At 49.5% G+C, this 21,833-nt stretch carries 18 protein-coding genes; 16 read left to right on the top strand and 2 right to left on the bottom strand.

Features of this window, described 5'->3' with window-relative positions; translation table 11 throughout:
- The 10 genes from Q0499_RS07200 (at position 1) to thiO (ending at position 12,468) form a co-directional block, all read left to right on the top strand.
- A complete protein-coding gene (locus Q0499_RS07200; protein ID WP_299197737.1) occupies positions 1–2,754 on the top strand; it encodes a PilC/PilY family type IV pilus protein in 2,754 nt (917 codons plus the stop codon).
- Positions 2,754–3,179 carry a type IV pilin protein gene (locus tag Q0499_RS07195; protein ID WP_299197735.1) on the top strand — a complete coding sequence of 142 codons (426 nt, stop codon included), beginning with the start codon at positions 2,754–2,756 and terminating at the stop codon, positions 3,177–3,179. The genes Q0499_RS07200 and Q0499_RS07195 overlap by 1 nt, the downstream gene beginning before the upstream one ends.
- 22 nt (positions 3,180–3,201) lie before the next feature.
- Positions 3,202–3,693, top strand: coding sequence for a GspH/FimT family pseudopilin (locus tag Q0499_RS07190; protein ID WP_299197733.1), 492 nt, complete (start codon positions 3,202–3,204; stop codon positions 3,691–3,693).
- Positions 3,694–3,919: 226 nt separating this feature from the next.
- A complete protein-coding gene (locus tag Q0499_RS07185; RefSeq protein WP_299197731.1) occupies positions 3,920–4,417 on the top strand; it encodes a GspH/FimT family pseudopilin in 498 nt (165 codons plus the stop codon).
- Entirely contained in the window at positions 4,411–4,860 is a 450-nt protein-coding gene (gene pilV, locus Q0499_RS07180; RefSeq protein ID WP_299197729.1) for a type IV pilus modification protein PilV, read from the top strand. Before Q0499_RS07185 ends, pilV begins: the two co-directional genes overlap by 7 nt.
- Before the next feature lie 3 nt (positions 4,861–4,863).
- Positions 4,864–5,817, top strand: a complete 954-nt coding sequence (locus tag Q0499_RS07175) for a PilW family protein (protein WP_299197727.1) — start codon at positions 4,864–4,866, stop codon at positions 5,815–5,817.
- On the top strand, positions 5,814–6,257 hold the full coding sequence (locus tag Q0499_RS07170; RefSeq protein ID WP_299197725.1) for a PilX N-terminal domain-containing pilus assembly protein: 444 nt from the start codon (positions 5,814–5,816) through the stop codon (positions 6,255–6,257). Before Q0499_RS07175 ends, Q0499_RS07170 begins: the two co-directional genes overlap by 4 nt.
- Positions 6,258–6,287: 30 nt before the next feature.
- Positions 6,288–10,877, top strand: a complete 4,590-nt coding sequence (locus Q0499_RS07165) for a PilC/PilY family type IV pilus protein (RefSeq protein WP_299197722.1) — start codon at positions 6,288–6,290, stop codon at positions 10,875–10,877.
- Positions 10,874–11,275, top strand: coding sequence for a type IV pilin protein (locus tag Q0499_RS07160; RefSeq protein ID WP_299197720.1), 402 nt, complete (start codon positions 10,874–10,876; stop codon positions 11,273–11,275). Before Q0499_RS07165 ends, Q0499_RS07160 begins: the two co-directional genes overlap by 4 nt.
- Positions 11,276–11,376: 101 nt before the next feature.
- On the top strand, positions 11,377–12,468 hold the full coding sequence (gene thiO / locus Q0499_RS07155; RefSeq protein ID WP_299197718.1) for a glycine oxidase ThiO: 1,092 nt from the start codon (positions 11,377–11,379) through the stop codon (positions 12,466–12,468).
- Between the two features lie 226 nt (positions 12,469–12,694).
- Here thiO and nadE read toward each other — a convergent pair whose 3' ends face one another.
- Both nadE and Q0499_RS07145 read right to left on the bottom strand, forming a co-directional pair.
- Positions 12,695–13,528, bottom strand: coding sequence for an ammonia-dependent NAD(+) synthetase (nadE, locus tag Q0499_RS07150; RefSeq protein ID WP_299197716.1), 834 nt, complete (start codon positions 13,526–13,528; stop codon positions 12,695–12,697).
- Between the two features lie 161 nt (positions 13,529–13,689).
- On the bottom strand, positions 13,690–14,619 hold the full coding sequence (locus tag Q0499_RS07145) for an outer membrane protein assembly factor BamD (RefSeq protein ID WP_299197714.1): 930 nt from the start codon (positions 14,617–14,619) through the stop codon (positions 13,690–13,692).
- 187 nt (positions 14,620–14,806) lie between these two features.
- On the opposite strand from Q0499_RS07145, the gene rluD reads away from it, so the two are divergent.
- From rluD to clpB, 6 genes are all read left to right on the top strand, one after another.
- Positions 14,807–15,775 (top strand): 23S rRNA pseudouridine(1911/1915/1917) synthase RluD, encoded by a 969-nt coding sequence (gene rluD / locus Q0499_RS07140; protein WP_299197711.1) that lies wholly within the window; start codon positions 14,807–14,809, stop codon positions 15,773–15,775.
- Positions 15,772–16,500 carry a peptidoglycan editing factor PgeF gene (gene pgeF / locus Q0499_RS07135; protein WP_299197709.1) on the top strand — a complete coding sequence of 243 codons (729 nt, stop codon included), beginning with the start codon at positions 15,772–15,774 and terminating at the stop codon, positions 16,498–16,500. The genes rluD and pgeF overlap by 4 nt, the downstream gene beginning before the upstream one ends.
- 87 nt (positions 16,501–16,587) lie before the next feature.
- Entirely contained in the window at positions 16,588–16,815 is a 228-nt protein-coding gene (locus Q0499_RS07130; protein WP_299197707.1) for a FeoA family protein, read from the top strand.
- Positions 16,815–18,782 carry a ferrous iron transport protein B gene (gene feoB, locus Q0499_RS07125; protein WP_299197705.1) on the top strand — a complete coding sequence of 656 codons (1,968 nt, stop codon included), beginning with the start codon at positions 16,815–16,817 and terminating at the stop codon, positions 18,780–18,782. The genes Q0499_RS07130 and feoB overlap by 1 nt, the downstream gene beginning before the upstream one ends.
- A gap of 16 nt (positions 18,783–18,798) precedes the next feature.
- The gene (locus tag Q0499_RS07120) at positions 18,799–18,987 is read left to right on the top strand and encodes a FeoB-associated Cys-rich membrane protein (protein ID WP_299197703.1); all 189 of its coding nucleotides are present in this window, start codon (positions 18,799–18,801) and stop codon (positions 18,985–18,987) included.
- A gap of 167 nt (positions 18,988–19,154) precedes the next feature.
- Entirely contained in the window at positions 19,155–21,731 is a 2,577-nt protein-coding gene (gene clpB, locus Q0499_RS07115) for an ATP-dependent chaperone ClpB (RefSeq protein WP_299197701.1), read from the top strand.
- The last annotated feature ends 102 nt before the right edge of the window (positions 21,732–21,833 follow it).

Here is a 21,833-nt window from a genome sequence, read left to right as displayed (position 1 = left end):
ATGAATAGAACAGGGATGTTATTCTTCGTGACGCTGGCGGCTGTATCTGCTGCTCAGGTAAATGGCGCTGATTATAGTCTGAGCTCCGTACCCATCGGCACAACCGAGGTTGCTGAACCGAATGTGATGATTCTGATGGATAATTCGGGAAGTATGAAGGATCGTCCTGCTGGTCAGTCTGGTGGTAAGAAAAAGATCGATCAGGCGAAAACGGCTGCCAGGACGGTTATTGAGTCTGGCTCGGGTATGCGGTTGGGGCTGGCGAGCTTTAACACAGAGCAGGGGGGTAAAATCGACCGTGTTTGTGGCAGCAGTCAGGCAGATCTACTATCAACACTTGATGGGTACAGGGCGGAAAACTGGACGCCGATGTCTGAGGCGTATTATGAAGTTACTCGCTATTTCAGAGGGATGAAAGGGCATTTTGCGCATAAGTCCAGTGCATACGCCTCACCGATTACCAGTCAATGCCAGAAGAACTTTACGATTGTCATTACTGATGGCGAGCCGACTAAGGATGGCGACTTCAATAATCTCAAGGATCCTGATGCGGGGAATAATCTGCCGAACTGGGATAAAAATGATCAGGATAATGGTAACAACTATCTGGATGATCTGGCTAAATTTGCCTGGGACACCGATATGAGTGGTGAGATAGGTGTGCAAAATATGCATACCTATACGATCGGTTTCGATATTAATCTGCCGATGCTGAAGGATGCGGCCTCCAATGGGCATGGGCAGTATTTTCAAGCGGGTAATGAAAGTGAGTTGTTAGCGTCGCTGACGAGTATCTTTGCTGATATCAGTAAAAAAACCTTTACGGAAACCCGCTTGAGTGCCAATAGTGGGTATGTGAATACCGGGTTGAAACTCTACCAGGCAAGTTATAATACGGTAGGCTGGACTGGAGAGTTGAGTGGTTACAATGCGGTAATCGATCCCACGTCCGGCGATCTTAGCTTTGCTGCAACGCCCTCCTGGGAAGCCTCTTCCTCTATACCTACTCAGAATTCCCGCATTGTGATTACCAACAGGGGCTCTCTGGGCATTCCTTTTCGTTCGGCCAACCTGAACGCAGCGGAAAAATTGTTGCTCAGTAGTTCCAGTGTCAATAACTACATTGAATTTATTCGCGGTGAAGAAAAAGTCGGGCTGCGCTCACGTTCAAAGCGACTCGGCGATATTGTTCACTCAAATCCTATCTATGTTGGTGCCTCAGCAGGATTCGGAGGTTCGAAATCCTACCGGACCTTTAAAAACAAAACTCAATTGCGAAAGCCGGTGATTTACGTTGGCGCTAATGACGGCATGCTCCATGGTTTCAGTGCGGCAGATGGTAAGGAACTTTTGGCTTATATTCCGTCGGTTTTGCTACCAAAGCTCAAGTTATTGGCGGTGGGAGAGTATGCGCATCAGTACTATGTTGATGGTACGCCGATGGTCAATGATGCCATTGTCGGCGGTAAGTGGCGGACGATGCTGGCGGGTGGGCTTAATGGCGGCGGTCAGGGTGTCTATGTTCTGGACGTGACGGACCCCGATGATTTTACGGAAGCCAACGCTGATAAGGTATTTGCCTGGGAGTTCACTGACCGGGATGATGCTGATATGGGCTATAGCTATGCACAACCTGCGATAGTGAAGCTGCAGGATGGTAAGTGGTATGTGGTGTTTGGTAACGGCTATAACAGTACTGCAGCGGATGGGCATGCAAGTACAACCGGAGATGCGGTCATCTATATCGTTGATCTGGAAACCGGCCAGAACGTTATTAAGTTGTCCACTGAAACCGGCCTTGATGAAGCGCCTGTGGGGTTAAAACGGCCGAATGGCATGTCCACACTAGCACCAGTCAGTGATGATGGCGAAACCGTCAATGTTATCTACGGGGGCGATCTTTACGGCAATGTGTGGAAGTTTGACCTGAGAGATCCAGACTCCACTAAGTGGAAGCTGGACTATAAGCTTTTTCAAGCTTGCCGAAGTTCAACGATGAATAAACCCTGTAGTGCTGACGATATTCAGCCGATTACAGCCAGCATCGCTGTGTCAGAGGACAAGCAAAAGCACAATATGCTGTTTTTTGGTACCGGTAAAGATTTTGAGTTGTCTGATAAAACGGACAGTCGATTACAGACGCTCTATGGCGTTATTGATACAGGTTCTCAAATTACCGCAGGGCGCTCAGCCTTATTAGAGCAGAGTATCTATTATCAGGGCTCTGCTAACTTTGACGGTGTTACCCGGGACATTCGTCTGACAACCAATAGTCAGACCAGTACTAGTCAGAAGGGCTGGTTTATGGATCTTCAGGTTCCGGGTGGGAATGGCGGTTGGGTCGTTTCCGGTGAAAGGGTTCTTTCTGAGCCTCGGCTTACCAGTCAGAAGGTGGTCTTTGCCACCAAGGTTTATACCTCCGATCCCTGTGCTGCTGGGGGAGAGGGCTACGAAATTATGCTGGATAAATACTCAGGCAGCCGCCTCAGCTATGTCACTATTGATAACAACAGAGATGGTGTGTTTGACGATAAAGACAAAGTTACTGATGACAAGGGTAATAAGGTAGCGGTTTCGGGAGAGAAAGTCGGTAATGGGGCCGGTACAACCACGATTGTCGGAGATAGTTATAACTTCCGGGTCAATGCTGATGATTTGTCGGACTCAGGTGGTAATGCTAACCCGCCAGATAAAGGTCAGAAGGATCCAAATGTAAGCGGGCGCACCAGCTGGCGCTATCTGGAGCGTAACTGATGAACACTGCGTCAACCAGAAAGCAAAGAGGCTTTACGCTGATTGAACTGATGATAGCAGTGGCAATCGTCGGCTTGCTGGCAGCCATCGCATACCCTTCATATATGCAACACATTCAGCGAAGCTGGCGCGAGTCGGCAAGGCTCTGTTTGCTGGATATGACCCAGCAGATGGAGCGGCGCTACGCTGCTGATCTGGCCTATAACTTAGTTGATGCAGATGGGGATGGGAATGATGACCAGCTGATGGCGGTTTCATGCGCGAATGAGGGAGGTATGACCCCTCGATATCAGTTCAGCGGTGGCCCTGATGCGAATGGCTTTAGCTTAACAGCTACACCCATTGGTGGTCAGGCGAATGATGAGTGTGGTGCGCTGGGTATCGATCAGGCGGGTACCAAGACCCCGGCTGTTGGCTGTTGGTAATGAGTGAAAAGGGATGTCATCGATGATCAATAGAGCCGAACAAGGATTTACCCTGATAGAACTGATGGTGGCGCTTAGCATCCTGGTTATTCTTCTCACTATAGGTGTGCCCTCGTTGATTGGGTTTGTTCATGCTCAGAAGATGGATTCGGCCGTGCAGTTGCTCAAAGATAGTTACAATCAGGCCCGTTATGAGGCGGTTACCCGTCATCAGTCAGTTACACTCTGCCCTTTGGACAGCGCCACTAATCAATGCGGCAATGTCTGGGGCGGCGGAGTCTTGCTCTATATCGACCAGGACGGCGACAGCCTCTTCGATAAAACTAAGGATCTGCGACTGAAGCAGGTCGGATTCTCCGATGGCGTCACCATCACCACTAAAAGTCGTACCCAGATTACGATTAGTTCAGCGGGCACTACTTTCGATACCGATACGTTTAAAATTACTGTCTCAGGTAGCGAAGACATAAAAAACCTGACAATATCCTCAGCCGGGCGCATCAAGTTAGGCTGATGCCTGGTTCAACGTAAATATAAGACCCAAATCAGTTACAGATCCGTTAGATTTGGTTTAATCTTATCTCTTTCTTACAATTGTTTGACTTAAAGTCACTGTTTTGGGTAGTTCCTGCGTATGGATAGTTGCAGGAGTGGCTAAAATATAGTCAATACAGAGCGCAAATGGATTTGCTTCTATAATTCTATTCAATATTCAAAGATGAATGGGTGGGGTGATCTTGTTGCGTAATGTTAAACAGCGCGGATTTACGCTGATTGAACTGATGGTGGCACTTGTTGTGCTGGGTATCCTGTTGAGTATCGGTATTCCCAGCTTTAATTCGATTATTGAATCAACCAATCTACGATCAGTGACTCACAGTTTGAATTCCGCGACTCAGTTAGCCCGGTCAGAAGCCCTTGATCGCAGGAATGAAGATGTTGCTGTTTGTCGGGCTAACGGTGCCTTTTCGGCTTGTAGCTTTGGTGCAGATTGGAGCAGTGGTTGGGTAGTGGTAGCGCTGACAGGTGCTGATTTAGAGACAAATACGGACGTCGAGGTTATCCGGGTTTGGGAGGCTGTTGATATTACTGTCTCTGGTGCCGCGAATGGCTTTGTTTTTAATGGTTCCGGCAGAGCCCCGACCAACGGAGATCTTCAGATCCAGAATAATACTGAAAGTCGCTGTTTGAGAGTTAATGGAAGTGGGCGTGCTGCGGTAGTAGAGGGTGGATGCTGATGATATCTGGCCATAATAGAAAAAAGCGCGTGCATGAGCGTGGTTCATCCCTGATAGAGGTTTTGATTGCTGTTGTCATCATCTCAGTTGGACTTCTTTCAGTCGCGGCGCTCCAGACGATGGCGCTTAAGAGTAATCAGGGTTCTTATTATCGGTCTCAGGCAACCTTTCTGGCCTATGATCTAGCGGACAGAATCCGGGCAGCCCCTGATTCAGCATTGAATGACGATTATGATGATGGTAAGGGGGGCGACCGAGCTGATTGGGATAATAAAGTGACTGCTGCATTGGGTGCGGGTTCAGCTGGGACTGTGACCTGGGATAAACCTAACAGAGAAGCGACTATTACAATTACCTGGAACGATAATCGCGCCCGTATCAGGGCTGAGAATGATGTCAATGATGCAACATTGACCAGCTTTAGCTATTTTATGGAGTTTTAAACGATGTCGGCTCAGTTACAGAATAAGCATCAAACGGGCTTTAGCTTAATCGAGCTGATGATCGCTCTGGTATTGGGTTTGTTTATTATCGGTGGAGTGATGGCTGTTTTTATCGGCAGCTCCGCAAGCTTTAGTAGCAATGAATCGCTCTCACGGGTTCAGGAAAATGGCCGCTTTGCGCTAGAGATTTTAGCGGAAGATCTGCGTAATACCGGGAATAAAGGTCTTTGTTGGAACTCAGTAGTCGATGTGATAAATACAGCTGATAGTGATTATGAAGCAGATGCCTATGATCTTGATGACCCGATCAAAGGCTGGACAGATGACGCCGGAACCTTTTTTGATGGCACTCTGAATGGTTATAAAGCTGGTACTGATCTGGTGTTGGTAAAGCATGCTGCAGAGTCTTCAGATGCAGTTGTATCGGTAGATATTGCCAAAACTGATACAATATTCAATATCACTGGAGGTGTTGTTCCCGGAGCCATTATACTTTTATCTGATGCGGCAGGTTGTGATCTTTTCCAAAATACTGCGGCTCTGAATACTTCCACTGTCGAGCGTGCTGCTGGGGGCGTGACGATTGGCAATAAATCCGTCGCAGCTCAGGAACTGAGCCATGATTATTCAGTGAGCTCTGGTAATATTGTCGAAATTTCAAAGTTATCCAGCACACTCTATTACATTGGATCAGGGACAACGACGGCTAATGCTTTGAGAAGTATGAGCTTTGATTATGGAGTTGCAAGTGATCAGGAGTTGATAGAGGGCGTCACAAATATGTCCGTTCTTTATGGGATTGTGTCTGGTGCAGGCCCAGCTTTAGGTTATAGCGCTGATGCTAATGGTGGTAGCTGGGATGATGTTGATGCTGTCAGGGTGACACTGACAGTTGAAGACGGAAATATAAGTCAGGACTTTTCCACAACGGTAGCGCTTAGGAACCGGCTGCGATGATGACGAGTAGACATACATTAAACAAAGAGCAAGGCGCAGTGCTGATTATCGCACTGATCTTTCTGCTGGTTTTATCCTTTATAGGTGTTAGCTCAATGCAGGGCACCACCATGCAGGAGAAGATGTCTGGCAACCTGCGTGATCGAAACTCGGCCTTTAATGCTGCCGAGGCTGGGTTGAGAGAGGGAGAAGCGCAGGCCCGAAGTGATTATTACAGTGGTGCTTTAGATGCAGATAACTCAAGTACTGGCTCATATACTTCGTCATTTTCTTCGAGTGAGGCACCTGAGTGGAATGCTGAGCTGATGGCAGATATCTATGTCAGTTTGAAAGCGGGGGAAGATCCAGCAGGCGCAGTTATAAAAGTGCAATCTTCGTCAGAGGGCTTTTCAGGCAAGTCGAATGTCCTGCTTGAATCAATATATGTTGTGGAACAGTAGATTATCTTCTGGTCTACGAGGGGTTTTTCAATGAAACGTTCAATGAAACTACAATCAATTACACTGCTTTCTGGCAACAAAAGTGGATTTGCGAACTCATATTGGCCGACTTTTTTCTTTGCTGTTTTCGGGCTGACTTCTTCTAATAGCCTTGCTTCCACTGTCGCTCAGGTGCCTCTGTTTCTTGGACAGGGTAATGTTCCGGGTAACCTTGCTTTGGTGCCTTCGGTTGAGTGGCCGACCGTTTTAAGCGCCGCGAATATCGGTAGCTATGATGAAGACAGTGAAAGTATCGGATATTTCGATCCAAAAAAATGTTATCGCTTTCAATATGATGCTACAGAAACAGATCGACATTTTTATCCTGTTAGCACTAATACCAATTTTAAATGTCCGGGTGATGTCTGGAGCGGCAATTTTTTAAACTGGGCGACTACGCAGACAATCGATCCGTTTCGCTGGGCACTAACCGGTGGTTATCGGGTTGTAGACACAACGACTGAGACCTGGCTGGAAAAAGCAAGGCATACAGGACAGAATAACTATTTTGATGTACGTAGTATTAGTGGTACCTCTGTCGTTAACAACGCCACTCCTTTTTCGACATCCACCTTTTCGACAAAAATAGGTGGGTTGGGCAATAAGATGCAGTTCACTTTGCCTTCCGGACATGGTTTTACCAATACAACTGGAGCAGCCTCATTTGCCGAGCTGTTGAGCGACACCGATTTCAGTTCTGGCTGGAGTAAGTATTCCGATGGGAATGTCGTTCGTAGCTCAACAGAATCGGTTGAATCAGGTGGATATTCACTTAAAAAAATCGATAACAATGACCCTCATGGTGGTTATAAAAACCTCTCCGCATCTGGGAATTACGATAGTTTTGTGTTTGAAGGCTGGATCTATAGACCAACCGTGGGTACTCAGAACGGTCAGGCTGACCGTCTGGCGTTGTCTGATAACAGTGCCAATGGTTACGGTTTTACTATCAGTGCAGGTAGTATAAAGATTGAAAAGAGAAATGGTGGTTCTGCCAGTGGTATTAGCAGCAGTGTTTCCTGGACCCGCCCTAGCGATCAATGGTATCGGTTTGTTTTCGAGAGTTCTACTGGCGATCAATTTAAGCTAACTGTCTACAATAGTTCGGGGGCTCAACTCGCTACAGTAACCAGTAATACCGATACCAGCTACAACACCTTTAGCCGGTTATATGTCCACGGCGGTCATGAGTATTACGTAGATAAGTTACGTGTGGCTTCATACTCAGGAGGCGGAACTATTGCCTATGATCCGATCTCAACCAATACTTTTGGCACTTCGGTTCGTGTAAAAGTCTGTGACCCCAGTGTTGGAGTTGAAGCGAACTGTAAGCAATATGGTAGCAACTGGAAACCTGAAGGCTTGATTCAGCGGTATTCTGAACAGATTCGCTACAGTATGTTTGGTTATTTGAATGATTCCAATATGTTGCGGGATGGAGGCGTATTGCGCGCAAGACAGAAGTTTGTCGGTCCGGTTAAGCTCGATCCGGCCTTAGGCGAAGTTGCAAATTCTAATATGGAGTGGGATCCGGCAACCGGAATAATAATTCAGAATCCAGACCCAACCGATAGAACTGATACTAACTCCTATTACGGCACAAGTATTTCACACAGCGGTGTTCTGAATTATTTGAATAAGTTTGGGCAGTTAAATAACAATGACTTGAAAAGTATTGATCCTGTTAGTGAGTTGTATTACACCGCGCTTCGTTACTATAAACACCAGGGCAGTATCGACGAGTATTATACAAGGTCTCCTAGCCATAACTCTTCACCGTCAACCAGTACAAAAGAGCAGTGGGTTGATGGCTTTCCTGTTATCAGAACCTGGGATGACCCTATTCAATACGCTTGTCAAAAAAATGTTGTATTGGGTATTGGTGATGTAAATACGCACCGGGATAAAAATCTGCCAGGTAATACCAGTGGAACGGATGAGCCTACCAAGCCTACCGAGGTATCGACTGATCTTTCGGTGAATGTGAGGACAGCCACAGATAAGATTGCAGCACTGGAAGGTATTTCTATTGATACCGGGGCCAGCAGCTATTCTGGACGGAACAACTCTGCTTTTATGGCGGGCCTGGCATACGATGCGAATACTGTAGACATCCGCCCAGTTGACTTTGCCGGCACGCAAACTGTGCAAACCTATTGGGTTGATGTGCTTGAAAACCAATATCTGCGTAATTTAAGAAATAACCAGTTTTGGCTAACCGCTAAATATGGTGGTTTTGTCGTTCGTAAACACCCGAGTTGTTCATTAGCAAGCTACACACCGACAGGTACGGAGTGCGATGATCAAAGTTTGGGTGACCCTTACCTACGCTCAGACCCGTTGCCTGAGTGGTGGTGGTATACCAATACCGATATGTTAAATCCTGATGAGTCAGGTAGTGATTACCCGCGAACCGATAATTTTTATACCGCAGGTGATGCCCGCAAGATGGTTGATGGCCTAACCGATGCGTTTGCCTCAATTTCTGCGTCTGTTAAAGGCTCTGCGGCAGCGCTAACGGCTAATAGCGCACGTCTGGGAACCGATTCAGCACTATACAATGCTCTGATGGATTCTACTCTTTGGTCTGGTGATCTGCTGGCGCGAGAGATAAGTTCTGGGGGGGTGTTGGCATCAACTGATACCTGGAGTGCGGCTGCAGTAATGGATGCATTGTCAGAATCTGATATAGCCAGCCGCAAAATATTTACCAGTACCTATGCCGCTGAAGATACTGTAACCGGCATCACACTAAACCTCAGTGGAGATGATTTTCAATGGGCAGAGCTGTCTGCTGAGCAGAAACTGATGCTGCGTTCGACTCCGGCAAGCGGTGCGCCCGTCACGGAGGCCGTTGCTCAGCTACGTCTGGATTATTTGCGTGGCAGTCGTGCTGAAGAACAAACATTAACCAATACATCAAAGTCATTTCGACGAAGAGGTAGCCGTCTGGGGGATATTGTAAACTCTTCTCCGCAATATGTAGCACAGAAAAACTATGGATTTAGTCGGCTCGGCTTACCGTTTTCAGCGCTTACAAAAGCAGCGTATGTTACCTATCGAAACTCAAATACTTATGTTAATAAGCCCCCGATTCTTCTGGTGGGAGCAAATGATGGGATGTTGCACGCATTTGATGCAAGCTTAGGCAGTGATGGCGGCAAAGAGTTGTTTGCTTATGTGCCTTCAGGGGTATTCAACAACCTTTATGAGCTGGTATACCCTGAATATAGCCACCGTTACTACGTTGATGGTGTCCCCAGAGTCACTGATGCATGGTTTGCTCCGACAGATGTCCCTACAGGTGTAACCTCCGGCTGGAAAACCGTTGTGGCGGTAACGCCAGGCGCCGGAGGTGCCGGGGTTTCACTACTGGATATCAGTGACCCTGAGAATATGACTGCAGCTAAGGTTCTCTGGGAGTTTAAGCATAAAGATATGGGCGTATTGATTCAGCAACCGGTGATAACGCCTCTGGCGAATGGTAAGTTTGGTGTTGTGGTCTCTAGTGGTTTTTCCCATGGTGCTGCTCAGGGACATATCTGGATATTGAATGTCGCAGATGGGTCAATTATTAAGGATATTGTTGTCCCAACCACAGGAGGATTGGGAGAGCCTGCGGTTATCGATCTTAATCTGGATAAGATAGCTGATCGGATCATTATTGGAGATACGCTGGGTAATGTTTGGCGTTTTGATATCAATAGTGCCTTGCCTGTTAACTGGACGCCTCCTGCTAACCTGTTAAGTGGAACGACGCCAGTGCCGTTCTTCGTGGCTAAAGATGCAGCAGGAGTTCGCCAGCCAATAACCGGACCATTAAATGCGGCTTATGACAGTAAAGGTCGACTGATGGTGCTGTTTGGGACTGGAAGTTATTATCTGAGTGGAGATAATGAGATTGGGTTATCTCCTCAGGTGCAGTCTTTTTATGGTGTGCAGGATATTGGTGTCGTAATTACTAGTCGCGCTCAGTTGTTGCAACAAGAGATTAAGTATGAAGGAACTATTGGTAGTAATGGTGTGCGGGTAACGAGTAACAATTCCCCGCAGCTATCAGACAAGGGCTGGTATCTCGATCTCGCTTGGGCAACCACATATGGAGGGCCTGGGCCAATAGGCGAGCTTATAAATACAGAGCCTGTATTGCGAATTGGCCAGGTGCTGGTGACAACGAAAATACCGTCATCTGACCCCTGTGCAGCCGGTGGTAGTAGCTGGATTATGGCGCTTGATTATGAATCTGGATCTGCGTTGAGCAATACGACATTTGATTATAATGGTGATGGTGAGTTTACAGCGGATGATATGGCAGAGGTGCCAACAACTGATGCTGATGGGAATGCCACATCAGTATTAACATCAGGCACCGGTATAATGATGGATGGAGGCAGCAATGGTTTTACTAACTTTGGTTCAGATTCGCTCGTGACATCAGTTGATGATGGGCAGGGTGGCGGACAGGCTGGAGATAGTAAAACTTACGCATGCTTTACGAATAGTGAAAATGGCAATATTGTCTGTCCTGAGTTTAATGGATCTTCCAGTGCTGGACGTCGTAGTTGGAGAGAGATCAGATGAGTCAGATGAAGCATCAGCGGGGCTTTACCTTAATTGAGCTGATGATCGTAGTAGCGATTGTTGGCATTATTTCGGCGATTGCTTATCCCAGTTATCGTGAGCAGGTAGCACAGAGTCGGCGGGTTGATGCTCAGGGGAGTTTGCTCTCTTTAGCTCAGTCTCTGGAAAGGCATTATACGGAAAATGGGTCTTATACCGGGGCTGTATTGCCATACACCTTATCGCCGAAAGATGGTGCGGATAAGTTTTATTTATTGTCTGTGCCAGCTTCAACGGCAACCTCCTATACGCTCCAGGCTGCTCCAATAAATGGTATGGTGGGTGATCGATGTGGCAACATGACGCTTACTCATACGGGACAAAAAACTGATCAGGATGCCGCAGATGACTGCTGGTAAATGATTTTTTGCAGCAGATCATATTTCAGTATAAAAAAACGCGCCCCCGGCGCGTTTTTTTATATACTCAACCCTCCTTGTACCAACCATAAGGCTCAACTATGTCTGACTACCTGATAATTGGAGCAGGTGTGATCGGTATGCTGACCGCCAGAGAGCTGGCGCAGTCGGGTGCTGAGGTCACGCTGGTGGATATGAATAACTGCGCGCAGGAAGCATCCTGGGCGGGTGGTGGTATTGTTTCACCTCTCTATCCCTGGCGTTATTCCGATCCGGTGACCGCACTGGCGACCTGGTCGCAGACCAGTTATATCCATCTGGCGCAGCAGTTGCTGGATGAGACCGGTCTGGACCCTGAGTTGCGCCAGAAAGGGATGTTTATGGTCGGGGTAGATGATGAAGATGAGGCGCTTGCCTGGGGGCGGCGCTATCAGAAGCCGATGGAGCAGGTCGGAGCTGATTTTATCTATCAGCAAGAACCTAACCTGGCGCCCGGTTTAAGCTCAGCACTTTGGATGCCGGAGGTGGCCAGTATCCGTAACCCTCGCTTAGGCCGTTCCTTGCGCCGTAGTATGGAGATTACCGCTAACATCAATCTGATTGAGCAGGCGCGGGTCGAGGGGCTGGTGGTTGAGAACTATGCCGTCACCGGAGTGCAAATAGCCGATCGCGTGTTACAGGGCGATCAAGTGATTATCGCCGCCGGAGCCTGGAGTAGTGAGCTGCTTGCGCCGCTGGAGGTAGAGCTGCCGGTCGAGCCGGTTAAAGGGCAGATGATGCTGTTCAAGGCTCCGGTGGGTCTGATCAATCGGGTGGTGTTGATGCAGGGGCGCTATCTGATCCCCCGTAATGATGGCCGTATTCTGGTGGGGAGCACGCTGGAACGAGTTGGTTTTGATAAACAGACCACAGCGGAAGCAAAAGCGTCGCTGTATCAAACCGCTTTGGAGATCTGTCCTGAGCTTGAAAAATATGAACTGGAACATCATTGGGCCGGATTGCGCCCGGGCTCACCTGAAGGGGTTCCCTATATTGGCGCAGTGCCAGGGTATGATAATCTGTATCTGAATGCCGGGCATTTTCGCAATGGTTTGGTGCTGGCCCCGGCGTCAACCCGTTTGTTGGCCGATATTCTGCTGAAGCGTCAGCCGGTGATCAATCCCTTACCTTATGAGCTGTTCGGGCGTGTGTGAGCCGGTCGATAGGGCGCCGTTGTCAAAAAGGCTTCATTGAACTTTATCGGGAATGGGGTTTATCGTTATATCCTGCAGGCCCCTCAGAAGCTAAAGCAGACTCACCACAGAGGACACTGAGAACACAGAGAAAACCCAATGAGTAGTGTTTCTCCGTGACCTCTGTGCACTCTGTGGTAAAGCGTTTTCTGTGCCCTTTAGATAAGTGCCTTTTAGATAATTCAGATCAGTCGTAGATCGTTGGAATCGGCTGCCGTTTATGTTGTGTGCGACTATAGATACCAATCAGTTTTTCTTCCACGTCTGCGCTGACAGGCTTACCTTCAAGAAAGTCATCAATCTGATTATAGGTTAATCCTAATGCTACCTCGTCTGCCAGTTGTGGTGTGTCGCACTCAAGATCGGCAGTCGGTGTTTTGTGAACCAGTTGTTCCGGTGCCCCCAGTGCTTCGGCGACGGCACGAACCTGGCGTTTACTTAAACCAAACAGTGGCGCGAGATCGCAGGCGCCATCGCCGTATTTGGTGTAAAAACCGGTGATGTTTTCAGCGGAATGATCGGTACCTAAAACCAGTCCACCCAGTAGTCCGGCAATCTCATACTGAATCGCCATACGGATGCGGGCTTTGACATTGCCTTTGGAAAAATCGATATGTGCCGGGCTGCCCGCATCAAGTCCGGCTGCTTCAAGCGCGCTGAGTGTTGCTGAGTGAACACCATCAGCACCTGGCTGAACGTTAGCGGTGACGCAGGCAGAGGGTGAGATAAAGGCGACCGAGGCCTGTGCGTCATCTTCATCCTGCTGGGTGTTATAGGGCAGGCGTACCGCGATAAAGCGGTAACGGTCCGAGTCTGTTTCCTGATTGAGCTGCTCAACGGACAGCTGCGCCAGGCGGCCGCAGGTGGTTGAGTCAACGCCGCCACTGATTCCCAGAACCAGATGTTTACAGCCGCTGGCCAGCAGAGTCCTCTTAATGAAATCTATTCGGCGTTGAATCTCTGTTGTGGTATCGATCTGCGGCTGAACCTGCATCGCTGCAACAATTGAAGCTCTGTCCATTGTTAACTCTCATGGTGTTTTACGGGGTCTGCTATTCATTCTAAGGGAAAATAACGGAGCCTGTGAAGTGCTTTTCTGAGACTATCGGTCTGTGCACTATGAACGGGCGCAAGGAGAAACAAAAAAGGCGCCCATTGGCGCCTTGATCAGATTTGGTGCGGTTATTTGGCAGGTTCTGCTTCGCTGTCGAAGACACCAAAGGTTAGGCGACTGAACCATGAGCGTTCCTGTTCTGTCGTCTGATTAGGTTTTGATGTCTGAACCGGACGCGGCGTATCGTTGCTGCCCAGCAAGCCAAATGTCGCTGTACTTAGCAGAGATTCCTTTTTCGCCAGCTGTATATTTGACTGATAGCCGGGAAAGTTGGCATCCAGTACCGCTTGGGAATCAGCGGCCAGATCGGTCATGCCTAATTCGTTATATGCCAATACCATCACCGAAAGAGCGTCAGGAACAGCGGGTGTTTGCTGATAGCTTTCAACCACATAACGGCCCCGATTTGCGGCTGCAACCCAGGCTTCGCGTTTTACATAGTAGCGCGCTACATGCATTTCGTGAGTCGCAAGGCGGTTTTTCAGATAGGTCATCCGTTTCTGCGCATCGGGCGAGTATTTACTGTTAGGGAAGCGGGATACCAGTTGCTGAAAACTCTGAAATGATTCCAGTGCGCTGCCCGGGTCACGCTGGGTTTCATCGATTGGCAGGTACTTCTCAAAGAAGGTCCGGTCCTGTTCGAATGCGGTCAGGCCTTTCAGGTAGAGAGCGTAGTCGAGGTTCTCATGGTTAGGATTGAGGCGGATGAATCGATCAGCGGTCGCCCGCGCGGCTTCCGGTTCGTAATTCTTGTGGTAGGCGTAGATCAGTTCCAGCTGTGCCTGCTCAGAGAATCGGCCGAACGGATAGCGTGCTTCCAGAAGTTGTAGCTTCTCAATTGCGGCAACGTAGTTGGCGCTTTCAAGCATATCCAGAGCTTCCTGATAAAGCTGTTGCTCAGGAACATCCGGTGCCTCTTTGTCGTCACCGCCAAACCATGAACAGCCAGATGCGATCAGGGTGATCGAAACAATTGCGAGCAACTTTGCCAGGCGCATAAACATTTATCCTGCTATTAGTGAGAGTTTCCCGTTAGTTAACAGCGGCTACTGTTCGTTTCGGGTATACTGTGCAAAATTAATTCGGCCTATTTAACCATAACCGAATGGCAAGCCAAAGCGTCTCTGCGCTTTCCTTGCGATAAAGCCCTATATTTTCTTAATTTTTCCGAGACTTAGATAAATCATGACTGAGAAGGTTCAACTTAGCGCAACAGTTTCCGATGATCTGATTAGTAAACGATTAGATCAGGCTGTTGCCGAACTTTTCCCCGAGTACTCCCGTTCACGACTGCAGGGCTGGATTAAAGATGGCCAGCTGACCGTCGACGGTGAGGTTAAACGTCCCCGGGATAAATTATTAGGGGGCGAGCTGTTAGTTATATCCGCAGAGCTGGACATAATCGACCAGTACAAAGCGGTCGAGATGTCGCTGGATATCATCTATGAAGATGACGATATTATGATTATCAATAAGCCTGCTGGTCTGGTTGTTCATCCGGCGGCAGGGCATTGGGAAGATACACTGCTCAATGGGCTGCTGCATTATTATCCTGACATTGCGCAGGTGCCGCGGGCGGGTGTAGTGCATCGGTTAGATATGGATACGACCGGGTTGATGGTGGTTGCTAAAACTATTCAGGCGCAGACAGAACTTGTTTCCCAGCTGCAAGACCGTTCCATGGGGCGGGAATATGAAGCGGTGGTCGCAGGTGTGATGACCGGCGGTGGCACGGTAGATGAGCCATTGGGACGACACTCGCGCAACCGGCAAAAGATGGCCGTGGTTGGTATGGGTAAAGAAGCGGTCACCCATTACCGGGTGCTGAAGCGGTTCCGTGCCCATACGCAAATTCGGCTGAAACTTGAAACCGGTCGGACCCACCAGATCCGTGTGCATATGTCCCATATTAACTACCCGCTGGTCGGTGATCAGATGTACGGAGGTCGTTTCCGTCTGCCAAAAGGGGTGAGTCCGCAACTGCTGGCTAAATTGAAAGGTTTCAATCGTCAGGCACTGCATGCAAAGCGGTTAGAGCTTTTTCATCCGGTCAGCGGTCAGCTGATGGCCTGGGAAGTTGATCTTCCTGATGATATGCAAAGCCTGCTGAATAGCCTCAAGAGAGATGCGGAGCATCACGAGGTCGATCTGTGAAACTGATCACTGCAGACTGGTGTGCGCCTGATCATATCAGTGCGTTCACTACCACCCGGCTGGGCGGATGCAGTGAGGGGATTTATAGCTCGTTAAATCTGGGTGATCATGTGGGTGACGCCCCTGAACGGGTCGCCGCAAACCGTCTGGCACTGTCTGAGCAGTGTGCATTCGACAAACAGCCGCAATGGCTGGCTCAGGTGCATGGTACCCAACTGGTCAAGGCCCGCAATGACGGTTTGGTCCTTGAAGCAGATGCCTGCTGGAGCGATGAGGCTGGTCAGCCTTGCGTGGTTATGACCGCCGATTGTTTGCCGGTTTTCTTTACCAATAAGCAGGGAAACCGGGTCGCCGTGGCCCATGCAGGCTGGCGCGGTCTGGTTGATGGCGTGCTTGAACAGGCTCTTTCTGTCTTTCCTGATCCAGCTGAGGTGCTGGTCTGGTTTGGGCCAGCTATTGGTCCCTCGGCATTTGAAGTGGGTGATGAGGTGCGGGCACAGTTTTGTGCTGTCATCGAAACATCAGCGTATGCCTTTGTCCCGTCACCCAATCCCGGCAAGTGGATGGCTGATATCTTTGAGCTTGCCCGGCTGCGTCTCAATAGAGCAGGCGTGCAGAGCATCTCGGGTGGGAAGTACTGCACCTTCTCTCAGTCGGAGCTGTTTTACTCCTATCGTCGCGAGGGCGTGACCGGGCGAATGGCAAGTGTGATCTGGATTAATTGATCTGCGTCAATAAAAATTTATCGTTGCAGCTTGATTGATTTTGATTACCATATAATAATGGTTCTCATTAACTTTTGAGATGTGCCGATGACGCTGATCGAACTGAAAACCCGCCAGCAGGCAAAAATTATGTCTATTGCAGGCCCTGAATCTCTGCGCCAGCGGCTTGTGGCGCTGGGTGTATTAAAGGGGTTGCAGGTTTCGGTTGCGGCAACCTCGCTGTTGGGCAATCCCCGGGTTTATTTCATTGGTAAACAACAGATCTGCCTGCGCACTGAAGAGGCGGGCTATATTCAGGTGGAGCTGCAGTCCTGATGTTAGATTCTATCCCGCATACTAAGCCCTCATATACCATTGCGCTCATCGGTAATCCGAACTGTGGAAAAACCTCATTATTCAATCAGTTAACCGGTGCCCGGCAACGCACCGGGAATATGGCGGGTATTACGGTTACCAGCCGTGAAGGCCAGAAAGAGTGGCGGGGTATAATTTTTCATTTTATCGATCTGCCGGGTATCTACTCGCTAGCGAATAGTCGGGTAGAGGAGATGGTTGCCCGTGACTACCTTATTGATACCCCGCCGGATCTGATTCTGAATGTTGTCGATGCCAATAATCTGGCACGAAACCTCGCACTAACAATGCAACTGTTGGAGCAGGGTTTGCCAGTGGTGGTTGCCCTGAATATGCTGGATGAGCTTGAAAAACAGGGCGATACGGTTGACCTGGCTGAGCTGAGTATTGGGTTATCAAAGCCGGTGATCGGCAGTGATGGTCGCAGCAATAGTCATATTCCTGCGTTAATGGACCTGCTGCTGGATAATATCGGGCAACAGTGTGAACCATTACTGATGACCTATGAGCCGCACATGGAGCAGGCTATCTGCTCGCTGGAGAAAGCAGGCATGAGTCGCTGGCAAGCGGTGCGTTGGCTGGAGTCGGCGGGGGACGGTGTAGCGCTGCTGAGTGACGATCAGACTCAGGCCGGACGTCAGGCGCTTGAGCTGCTTGCCAGCCGTCATGATGAGTCACCGGCAGAGATGGTGGCAGAGGGGCGTTATGGCTTTATCCATGGATTGTTGCATAAAAGTAGCAGTGAGCACCGGGATCAGTCAGCGGCTGATCATTGGCTTGATGCAGTTGCACTGAATCGCTGGCTGGGTCTTCCGGTTTTTATCATGTTGCTGTGGGTGATGTTTGAAGCGACTTTTACGCTGGGGAGTTATCCGGCAGATTGGATAGACGCTGGTGTAAGCTGGGTGGGTCAGCAGGTGGGCACATTTATGCCTGAGTCTCTGTTGAAAAACCTGATAGTGGAAGGTCTGATTGCCGGTGTTGGTGGGGTGCTGGTGTTTCTGCCGAATGTGGTACTGCTATTCTTTTTCATCGCTTTGCTGGAACAGAGTGGCTATATGGCCCGGGCTGCTTTCCTCACTGATAATCTGATGAGCAAAGTGGGGCTGCATGGTAAAGCGTTTGTACCCCTGGTGATGGGCTTTGGTTGTAACGTACCCGCGATTATGTCAGCGCGGACCATTGAAGAGCCTCGTGCAAGACTGATCACTATTCTGATTAACCCGTTCATGAGTTGCTCCGCGCGCTTGCCGGTTTATGTCTTGTTAGCGGGGATCTTTTTTGCCGATCATGCGGGTACCGTGCTGTTTGGTTTATACATGCTGGGGATTCTGGTGGCGTTTGCGATTGCGGCTCTGCTGGCCCGAACGATTCCTGAGCAGCATGATGAGACGTTTATCATGGAGTTGCCACCCTGGCGCTTCCCATCTCCGCGATCCATGTTGCTGCATGTGTGGGATAAAGCGGGTGATTTTCTGCGCAAAATCGGTGGTGTTATCCTGGTAGGCTCGATCCTTATCTGGCTGCTGCAAAGCTTTCCGCAGCAGGGGACGCCCTGGCTGGAGCAACTAGGTCACTTCGTCGCGCCGCTGTTTGCGCCGATGGGATTTGGTTGGCAGGAAACGGTCGCGTTACTGTCTGGATTTATCGCTAAAGAGGTGATTGCGGCATCGCTGGTGGTTGTCTATCAAACTGATATGAATGATATGGCAGGACTGCAAGCGGCGCTGGGAAGTGCGCTTGCCCCGGCCTCAGGTCTGGCGCTGATGGTATTTACGTTGCTGTATATGCCCTGCCTGGCGACGATTGCAACCATCCGCAGAGAAACCGGCAGTTGGCGCTGGGCGGGTGTGTCAATCATGATGGGGCTGGTACTCGCCTGGCTAGGATCATGGCTGGTGTTTAATCTGGCCTCGTTGTGGATGTAGTTGTAAAGGTGAATATATGACGCTGTTTGATTGGGTAGTGCTGGTTGCCGTTATTATCCTGCTGAGTATCTGGTTTGGTCGTTACCTCTACCGCACCTTTAATAAAAAGTGCAGCGGTGGCGGATGCAGCAATTGCTCTGGCTGCGGCGTTAATGACGGGCCGTCCTCGAAGTCGTTAAATAAAGTACGTAGTGAGACAGAGTAAGTCGCACTAGAAAACGCGCATAAATATATAAGCAAATACTGATATAGCCTTGAAATTCGCCTGATCTACCCATACTTATAAGTACACGCTAGTAAGTATCAAACAACCCGCCGTCCGCTTTAATGAAAGCTCAAAACCGGCAGGGTTCAACAGATCAGGAGGGGACTATGCAACCCGAACGTTTTACCAGTAAATTACAATCAGCCCTGGGGGATGCGCAGTCCCTTGCCGTAGGCAAAGACCATAACTATATAGAACCGGTTCACCTGTTGCTGGCGCTGCTGGATCAGCAGGGTGGCTCTGTCAAACCCCTGTTGGCGCAGTCCGGTGCCAATGTTAATCAGCTTCGTTCATCGGTGCAGTCGCTCTTCAATGAGTTACCGCAAGTGACAAACAGTGATGGTGAGCTGCGTTTCTCTCCCAATATGGGCAAGCTGTTTAATATGACCGATAAGCTTGCTCAGCAGCGCGGTGATCAGTATATCGCCAGTGAGCTTTTTATTCTGGCAATGCTGGAAGATAAAAGCGGCGTGGGTAAGCTTCTTAAGCAGGCCGGTGTGACAAAGCAACAACTGGAACAGGCAATTACGCAGATGCGGGGCGGTGATGGTGTGAATGATCCTAATGCAGAAGAAAGTCGGCAGGCGCTGGATAAGTTTACCGTCGATCTGACCGCTCGGGCTGAATCCGGCAAGCTTGATCCTGTGATTGGTCGTGATGACGAGATTCGCCGAACTATCCAGGTTCTGCAGCGACGTACGAAAAACAATCCGGTGCTGATCGGCGAGCCCGGCGTGGGTAAAACCGCCATTGTTGAAGGTCTGGCGCAACGCATTATTAACGGTGAAGTGCCAGAAGGGCTGAAAAACAAAAAGGTGTTGTCCTTGGATATGGGCGCGCTGATCGCCGGGGCAAAGTTCCGTGGAGAGTTCGAAGAGCGGCTTAAGTCGGTGCTTAACGAACTGTCTAAGCAGGAAGGTCAGGTTATTCTGTTTATCGATGAGCTGCATACCATGGTCGGTGCCGGTAAAGGCGAAGGCTCAATGGATGCTGGTAATATGTTAAAGCCGGCGCTTGCCCGTGGCGAGCTTCATTGTGTCGGTGCTACCACGCTGGATGAATACCGCAAATACGTAGAGAAAGATGCCGCGCTCGAACGTCGTTTCCAGAAAGTGTTGGTCGATGAGCCGAGTGAAGAGGATACCATTGCCATTCTTCGGGGACTGAAAGAGCGTTACGAGATTCACCACGGCGTTGATATTACCGACTCGGCCATTATCGCGGCAGCCAAACTGTCACAACGATATATCACCGATCGCCAGCTGCCGGATAAAGCGATCGACCTGATTGATGAGGCGGGTAGTCGTATCCGCATGGAGATCGATTCCAAACCTGAGAGTATGGATCGTCTTGAGCGACGTCTGATTCAGTTAAAAATGGAACGTGAAGCGCTGAAGAAAGAGAAAGATCAGGCGGCTATCAAGCGTTTAGAGGAGCTGCAAACCAATATCGAATCAGTCGAAAAAGAGTATTCCGACCTCGAAGAGATCTGGAAAGCAGAGAAAGTTGTACTGCAAGGCTCTCAGCAGATTAAAGAAAAACTCGATCAGGCACGTACCGAATTGGAGCAGGCAACCCGCTCGGGTGATCTGAGTCGCATGTCTGAGCTGCAATACGGTGTTATCCCAGAGTTGGAAAAGCAGCTGCAGGCTGCTGCCGATGTTGAAGATCTGCCCCAGCAAAATCGACTGCTGCGTAACCGCGTGGGTGAAGAGGAGGTGGCTGAAGTCGTTTCTAAGTGGACCGGCATTCCGGTCTCCAAGATGCTTGAAGGCGAACGGGAAAAACTGTTGCGTATGGAAGATGCCCTGCATAAGCAGGTCATCGGTCAGCACGAAGCGGTGCGGGCGGTTTCCAATGCGGTGCGCCGGTCTCGTGCAGGCCTGGCTGATCCTAATCGCCCCAACGGGTCTTTCCTGTTTCTGGGCCCAACCGGGGTCGGTAAGACCGAACTCTGTAAAGCGCTGGCGGGTTTTCTCTTTGATACCGAGGATGCGATGGTGCGGATCGATATGTCTGAGTTTATGGAGAAACATTCTGTAGCCAGACTGATTGGTGCGCCTCCGGGGTATGTTGGTTATGAGGAAGGTGGATACCTGACCGAAGCGGTTCGCCGCAAACCCTATTCAGTATTGTTGCTGGATGAGGTGGAGAAAGCGCATCCGGATGTGTTCAATATTCTATTGCAGGTGCTGGAAGATGGTCGCCTGACCGATGGCCAGGGTCGTACTGTCGATTTCCGTAATACCATCGTGGTCATGACATCCAACCTGGGTTCAGATCTGATTCAGAACTTCAGCGATGATGACGATTATGAGTTGATGCAGAGCGCAGTAATGGAAGTGGTGGGTAATCACTTCCGCCCAGAGGTGATCAACCGGATTGATGAGGTCGTCGTATTCCACAGTCTGCGCAAAGAGCAGGTTCGTGGTATTGCTGAGATTCAGCTGAATCGTCTGCGTCAGCGTCTGACGGAGCGCGAACTGACACTGACCTTAACCTCTACTGCAATGGATAAGCTGGTGGATGTTGGTTTTGAACCGATCTATGGCGCGCGACCTCTGAAACGAGCAATTCAGCAATGGATAGAAAACCCGTTGGCGCAGGAGCTGCTTGCGGGTAAATATCTTCCAGGCTCAGAGATTGGCGTTGACGTCGAAGCCGGGAAGTTTACATTCAGGTAAAAGCAGCTGTTAGAACGCGACTGCGTCGCTTGCTAGTGGCGAGAACGGAAACTGCGTTTCCTGCTAGAAAAAGCCAAGAAAAAACATAAAACCGCCGTGAGG

This window comes from uncultured Amphritea sp., assembly GCF_937127095.1.
Lineage (GTDB): Bacteria > Pseudomonadota > Gammaproteobacteria > Pseudomonadales > Balneatricaceae > Amphritea.
The sequence above is the reverse complement of the archived record's forward strand: the minus strand, read 5'-3'. Positions and strand labels throughout refer to the sequence as shown.